The 6,674-nt window shown below is 42.4% G+C and carries 6 protein-coding genes; all 6 read left to right on the top strand.

Annotation, left to right across the window (positions count from 1 at the left end; translation table 11 throughout):
* Positions 1–194: 194 nt before the first annotated feature.
* Positions 195–1,565, top strand: a complete 1,371-nt coding sequence (gene hisS, locus OQ5_RS0104210) for a histidine--tRNA ligase (RefSeq protein ID WP_016776298.1) — start codon at positions 195–197, stop codon at positions 1,563–1,565.
* A 71-nt stretch (positions 1,566–1,636) separates the two neighbouring features.
* Positions 1,637–2,026 (top strand): hypothetical protein, encoded by a 390-nt coding sequence (locus OQ5_RS0104205; RefSeq protein WP_016776297.1) that lies wholly within the window; start codon positions 1,637–1,639, stop codon positions 2,024–2,026.
* Positions 2,027–2,125: 99 nt separating this feature from the next.
* Positions 2,126–3,364 carry a glutamyl-tRNA reductase gene (gene hemA, locus OQ5_RS0104200; protein WP_016776296.1) on the top strand — a complete coding sequence of 413 codons (1,239 nt, stop codon included), beginning with the start codon at positions 2,126–2,128 and terminating at the stop codon, positions 3,362–3,364.
* A 6-nt stretch (positions 3,365–3,370) separates the two neighbouring features.
* Positions 3,371–4,294 (top strand): hydroxymethylbilane synthase, encoded by a 924-nt coding sequence (gene hemC, locus OQ5_RS0104195; protein WP_016776295.1) that lies wholly within the window; start codon positions 3,371–3,373, stop codon positions 4,292–4,294.
* Between the two features lie 263 nt (positions 4,295–4,557).
* The gene (locus tag OQ5_RS0104190; RefSeq protein WP_026055105.1) at positions 4,558–5,283 is read left to right on the top strand and encodes a uroporphyrinogen-III synthase; all 726 of its coding nucleotides are present in this window, start codon (positions 4,558–4,560) and stop codon (positions 5,281–5,283) included.
* Positions 5,284–5,659: 376 nt separating this feature from the next.
* Positions 5,660–6,640 carry a porphobilinogen synthase gene (gene hemB / locus OQ5_RS0104180; RefSeq protein WP_016776292.1) on the top strand — a complete coding sequence of 327 codons (981 nt, stop codon included), beginning with the start codon at positions 5,660–5,662 and terminating at the stop codon, positions 6,638–6,640.
* Positions 6,641–6,674 lie beyond the last annotated feature (34 nt).

Genomic DNA, 6,674 nt, shown 5'->3' with positions numbered 1-6,674 from the left:
AACTTATGAATAAAGCAGGATAAAACCTTTTTTTGCGATTTCTGCGTTTCTTTAAATTTACGTTCCCGGCATGAAATAAAATAGACAAAAACTCATAGCATCTCATAAGTTTGATGTTCCCCTGTTGCAGATTTCTTAGCGACTTCCCGAATAATTCCTAAATTTGCAGCCGAATAAAAACAAAGGATTTAATAATGGCTCAGAAACCATCTATACCAAAAGGAACACGCGACTTTTCTCCAGCCGAAATGGTACGGCGAAACTATATTTTTGATACCATCAGAGAAGTTTTTCAGAAATATGGCTATATGCCTATCGAAACCCCGGCCATGGAAAATCTTGATACCCTGTTGGGTAAGTATGGCGATGAGGGAGATAAACTTCTTTTTAAAATTCTCAATTCCGGGGATTTTCTTAGTAAGGCTGATGAAAAGCTGCTGGCTCAAAAAGATTCTTCCCGGTTAACCGGTCAGATCAGTGAGAAAGGTTTGCGTTACGACCTGACGGTTCCTTTTGCAAGATTCGTTGTTCAACACCAGGGCGAGTTAACTTTTCCCTTTAAGCGTTACCAGATACAGCCGGTTTGGCGTGCCGATCGTCCCCAAAAAGGACGATATCGGGAGTTTTTTCAGTGCGATGTGGATGTCGTAGGCAGTGATAGTCTTTTCAATGAAGTGGAATTGGTGCAGATCGTGGATGAAGTTTTTCGGAAATTGGGCATCCGGGTGATTGTTAAACTCAATAACCGGAAGGTGTTGGCCGGGATTGCCGAAATTATCGGTGAATCTTCCCGGTTGACAGACATCACTGTGGCCATCGACAAACTGGAAAAAATTGGTTTGGAAAAGGTGAATGCAGAACTTTTGGAAAAAGGCCTTTCAAATGCAGCCATCGAAAAATTACAGCCCATTTTGTCGCTGAGCGGAACAAACAATGAAAAACTTGACCGGCTTTCCTATATACTGGCTTCATCAGAAACAGGAATCAAAGGAGTTAATGAGATTCGTGAGGTGTTGACCATATTGGAGGCCCTGGAATTGAAGACCGGCATAGAACTTGATCTTACGCTTGCCCGGGGTCTTAACTACTATACGGGAGCTATTTTTGAAGTAAAAGCACTTGACGTTGAGATTGGTAGTATTACCGGAGGCGGACGGTACGACGATCTTACCGGCATCTTCGGATTAAAAAATGTTTCCGGCGTCGGTATTTCCTTTGGAGCCGACCGCATTTTTGATGTCATGAACCAGCTTGAACTTTTTCCTTCGGAAGTGACGGCAAGTACCCAGTTGATGTTTGTCAACTTTGGCCCTCGTGAAGGGCTCTGGTGTCTTAAGCTTGCTACAGAATTAAGGCAGCAGGGGCTTAAAGTGGAAGTTTACCCCGATAGCGCCAGGATGAAGAAGCAAATGAATTACGCCAATAAGAAAAATATTGATTTTGTCGCCCTGGTAGGAGAAGAAGAGATGAAGGCCGGCACTGTAACTTTAAAAAACATGGAATCCGGTGAACAGTTTTCTGTGAGTCCTGGCGAAATTGCAGGCAAAATCAGAAAAAGAAAATAAAGTTCTTATTCCCGTTTCAAAATCTTATCTTTGTTGATTGAGCAGGTAAAATAATCAAAACTTCGTCACAAATGTTTTTAGTAGGTATTGCAGGCTCCGTTCTACCTTATCTCATTTTATTGGGGGTGGTGTTTGCTTTTTCCATTCAGACGCCTGCCCAAAAATCCGGTTATGTCCGAAATGACGTAGACTGTGCATACCGGATTGATGCATCATTACCTGCTTCCAATTCTTATTTTCAGACGAACTATATGTTTTCTTCGTATGGTTCCCACGTATGTTCCAAAGAAAAATCTGATTATAAAGGAAAGGAAAAGCAAAGTGTTTTTCTGTCGCTTCGCAGACCGATGCAAACGATTATTCCCGGACGATGGATTGTTCGGAATGATTTTCAAAGCGATCGTTTCTTCCGGTTTATTTTCTCGGGGCTTTCACCTCCCACTTTATGTTGTTTTGTTTAGCCATTTAAGGTTTTATCCGGAATTTGTCCGGTTTAAATTAATTCAACATTTACACTTAGCCTGATTTATGTAGAGATCAGGTTAGTACCGAACTTCAATATGATTGGAATAATCGGATTAAGTCATAAATCCGCCCCGTTAGATGTCAGGGAGCAATATGCTTTCGATAAAGAAGATGTTGGTCGCTTGTCCGAATGTATTTTGGCGGGCAGCCAGGTGGAAGAAGTATTAATTCTGTCGACCTGTAACCGGACTGAATTGTATTTTTCTTCGCATAACCAGAATCAAGACAGGGTTGTTGAGTATATAGAAAATTGCTTGTGGGAATTTAGTGTTTCCGGCACGGCAAATAAAATACACTTCTATCATCTTTTCGATCGCGATGCTGTAACTCATCTTTTTCGGCTCATTTCAGGGCTTGAGTCAATGGTTGTCGGCGAATATCAGATTGTTTCTCAAATTAAGGACACATTAAATACTGCCAGAAAGCAGGGTTCCATTGGAAAAATCCTTAACCGCCTTTTTATTAAGGCTTTCGAAGTGGGGAAGAAGGTTCGTTCCCAGACAGGAATTAGCCGTGGTGCTTTTTCAGTGAGCTATGCAGCTGTTGAAAAATGCCGCGAACATTTCTCCGATTTGGAAAAACGCAAAATCCTTCTGGTGGGCGCAGGCGAAACAGGAGAACTTGTCGTAAAAAATTTGCATAAACGTGGATGCCGGTTTATTGCTATTGCAAACAGAACCATCGAAAAAGCTGAGCAATTAGCGGCAAGGTTTCATGCCGACATTGTTCCTTTTGAAAACCTGCGAGAGGCCATTCTTGATGCAGAAATTGTGATTACGTCTGTTTCGGGAGAACATCTCATCAATAATTCTCTTTTAAGGGAACACCAACCAGGCCACAAAGTGATGATGATTGACCTGGGGGTACCCAGGAACATTGATCCTGATGTGGGCAGAATAAAAAATGTTCGCCTGCTCAATATTGATCATTTGCAGAAGGTGGTTTTGCAGAATGAGGAGAGAAAAAAAAGCTATTTCGAGACGGCTGAGAAAATCATTAACAAAAAAGTTTCCGAATTTGAGGAATGGCTGGAAAGTCGGGAACTATCACCAACAATACAACACATCGTATCTTCTGTACGTCAGATACATTATGATGGACTTAAAGCTTTTGGGGCTTCCCATTCGGCCACAGAACTGGAGATAATGGAAAAATACGGACATCATCTTTCAGAAAAGATGATCAATACGCTGGTAAAAAATCTTAAATCCACAATGAAGGATGAGCAAAAAGATGAGATGGTTCAGCTGGTTCATCGTTTGTTCGACCGGTAGAAGGTAATGACAATAGAGAAAATAAACATAGGAACGCGTAGCAGCAAACTTGCCTTGTGGCAGGCTCATCAGGTGAAGGAGGCATTGATAAATATTTATCCTCAGATAGTCGTGAATATTATACCCATTAAAACCAAAGGGGACGCTGTGCTTGATGTGGCTTTGTCCAAAATCGGTGATAAAGGCCTTTTTACCCGCGAAATAGAAAATGCATTGCTGAAAGGACAAATTGATATCGCTGTTCACAGTCTGAAAGACCTGCCAACCATTCTCCCTGCGGGACTTACTCTGGGTGGCGTTTTACCCAGGGGCGAAGTACGTGATGTGCTTGTTTCCCGTGGCAGACGTAAACTGAAAGATATGAACCCGGGTGATCGTATCGGGACTTCGAGTTTACGTCGCCAGGCTCAGATTCTTCATTATAATCCGGAACTTAAAGTGGTTGATATTCGTGGAAATGTCAATACACGTCTCAGAAAAATGCACGAAGGGCATTGTGATGCTTTGGTGATGGCCGGAGCCGGTTTTATCAGGCTCGGTCTTGAATCGGAAATTACGGAGTATCTCGATGCGGATATCATGCTTCCGGCTGTGAGTCAGGGAGCCGTGGCTATGGAAATTCGTGATCATGATGCGAAAGTCGCTCAAATTGTCAGTAAAATTACCGACGAAACCACTCTGTTAACTACCAGTGCAGAACGAACGTTTCTACATACTATAGAAGGAGGTTGTCAGATACCTGTAGGATGCTTTTCGGAAATTAAAGATCACAGGATCAGTTTGACAGGGATGGTGGCTTCTGTTGATGGCTGTACGGTTCTGAAGGAAACCATGGAAGGTGAACTGGAGATAGCCGGTATCGTTGCAGCAGAGCTGGGCCGAAAGATCCTGGCGATGGGCGGAAAAGAAATTCTCAGTAGTCTCAGATAACATCTGGCCACCTTCGGGGGCATATTATGATAGCCGAGGAGTACGTAACACAACAAATGGCGCTTTATGGACAGACACTCATTAGTGCTCGTCTATAAACTCGCAAAAATTTTCACAATATGTGTGTCTGTTCAGAAAGTGTCAGTTGCAAGGCTTGCGAAGCCGCCAAAAACGCAGTTTACTTTTCGTAAATGAGTATTTTGGCGGCGAGCGTAACAAAGCAAATGGTACTTTATGGACAGACACTAATTAATATTATGAATATGGCGAAACAACCGACAGTGATATCTACCTGGCCTGAAAAACCGGATGACAGATTTAAAACTATTCTGGAATCACAGGACATCACAGTGTTGTCAATGCCTCTGATAGAAATCGATACCTCATTCTTTGAATTGAAACAAAATATAAATGATTATCAGTGGATAATCTTTACAAGCAAAAACGGGGTCAGGTCTTTTCTGAAGAAATACAAACCTTCTCCAGTCAATCAAATTGCTGTTATAGGAGCAGGGACAGCATCGGCTTTGCTGGAGGAGGGATATGAGCCTGATTTTACCGGCAGTGGGTATTCGGGGGAAAAGTTTGCTGAAGAATTACAAAGTGTTTTGGGGATAGGAAAAAACATTCTTCTGGTTCTGGGAAGTCTGGCTCCTGATCTTTTGACTAAATCTTTGAACGATAACAACCAGGTGGAACGCGTCAATGTTTATGAAACAAAACAGCCCGAAAATATTAATGAAAGAATTTTGAGCAGAATAAAAAATGATGATTATGATTTAATTGCTGTGAGCAGTCCTTCCGGTATAAAAAATCTTTATCACCTTGTATCGGATCGCCTGAAGGTACCGTTACGTGTTGTCAGCATTGGTGAAACAACAACTTCTGCTGCTTTGAAACCGGGTATTGAAGTGAAGGCTACTGCCAAAAACCAGAGTTATGAAGGATTGGCAAAAACTGTCCTTGAAGTATTGAACCGGACCGGATAAAACGGATTAATTAGTGTGTGTTTGTTCAGAAAGTGCCGGTTGCAAGGCTTGCGAAGCCGCCAAAACCGGAGTTTACTTTTCGTAAATGAGTATTTTAGCGGCGAGCGTAACACAGCAAATGGCACTTTATGCACAGACACTTATTAACCGACCGGAATGCCTATATTAATCTGATTTCTAAAAAAATTGACAATATTTATGAGTGCGGTATAAAAAGCATATTTTTGTTCAAAATCAAGGCGTTTTAAATTTTTGCACCGGAGTTAACCCATTGTCAATGAGGATGTAAAAATTTAAAACAACACAGAGTTTGGCAACAAAGATGCTTTTTAGACCGGGCTCATTTATTGAATAACAGTTCAAAAAAACATACACCATGAGTTTTCCCATAACACGTTTAAGACGTTTACGCAAGTCTCCGGCCATTCGAAACATGGTTCGTGAAACCGTCGTCAACAGAGATGATCTAATAATGCCTTATTTTGTTTGTCCCGGCGAAGGTGTCCGGAATCCAATAAAATCGATGCCGGGGAACTATCAATTGTCGGTCGATCTTTTGGTGGAAGAGATCAAAGATTTATATTCTACCACAGGTATTGACAAAGTTTTGTTATTTGGTATTCCCGAAAAGAAAGACGAGGATGGAAGTGTGGCCTGTCATCAGGATGCTATAGTGCCACGTGCTATCAGGGCATTGAAGAAAGCAGTGCCCGAGGTGATGATTGTGGCCGATGTCTGCAACTGTGAGTATACAACACACGGGCATTGCGGAACCATTGTAGATGGTGATGTCAATAACGATCTGACTCTGAAAACCCTGGCAGCCCAGTCGGTTACTCTGGCAGAAGCAGGTGCCGATATTGTTGCACCCAGCGACATGATGGACGGACGGGTCGCTGCCATCCGGAAAGCACTGGACGAAAACGGTTTTGAGAATACCCCGATTATGGCCTACTCCGCAAAATATGCATCTGCTTTTTATGGCCCGTTCAGAGATGCTGCCGAGAGTGCACCACAGTTTGGTGATCGATCCACGTATCAAATGGATCCAGCCAACTCGAATGAGGCTCTGCGTGAAGTTCGGGAAGATATTAACGAGGGAGCCGATATGGTAATGGTGAAACCCGCACTAAGTTATCTGGATGTCATTAACCGCGTGAAAGCCACTTTTAATATACCTGTGGTGGCATATAATGTTAGTGGTGAATTCTCAATGGTGAAAGCGGCTGCGCAAAACGGGTGGATTGATGAAAAACGCATCATAAAAGAAATTCTGACATCCATTAAAAGAGCAGGCGCCGATATCATCATTACCTATCATGCCAAAGAGTTTGTGCTGAATAGCGTCTCTCCGTAAAGTACCATTTGCTGTGTTACGCTTGCGACTGGTA

The organism is Anaerophaga thermohalophila str. Valhall (assembly GCF_000250735.1).
In the GTDB taxonomy this organism is placed as follows: domain Bacteria; phylum Bacteroidota; class Bacteroidia; order Bacteroidales; family Marinilabiliaceae; genus Anaerophaga; species Anaerophaga thermohalophila_A.
This window is presented reverse-complemented; position numbering and strand designations above follow the sequence as displayed.

Excerpts from the sequence above, each read along its gene's own strand:
- hisS (WP_016776298.1), top strand. The coding sequence starts at position 195 with ATGGCTCAGAAACCATCTATACCAAAAGGAACACGCGACTTTTCTCCA.
- OQ5_RS0104205 (WP_016776297.1), top strand. The coding sequence starts at position 1,637 with ATGTTTTTAGTAGGTATTGCAGGCTCCGTTCTACCTTATCTCATTTTA.
- hemA (WP_016776296.1), top strand. The coding sequence starts at position 2,126 with ATGATTGGAATAATCGGATTAAGTCATAAATCCGCCCCGTTAGATGTC.
- hemC (WP_016776295.1), top strand. The coding sequence starts at position 3,371 with ATGACAATAGAGAAAATAAACATAGGAACGCGTAGCAGCAAACTTGCC.
- OQ5_RS0104190 (WP_026055105.1), top strand. The coding sequence starts at position 4,558 with ATGGCGAAACAACCGACAGTGATATCTACCTGGCCTGAAAAACCGGAT.
- hemB (WP_016776292.1), top strand. The coding sequence starts at position 5,660 with ATGAGTTTTCCCATAACACGTTTAAGACGTTTACGCAAGTCTCCGGCC.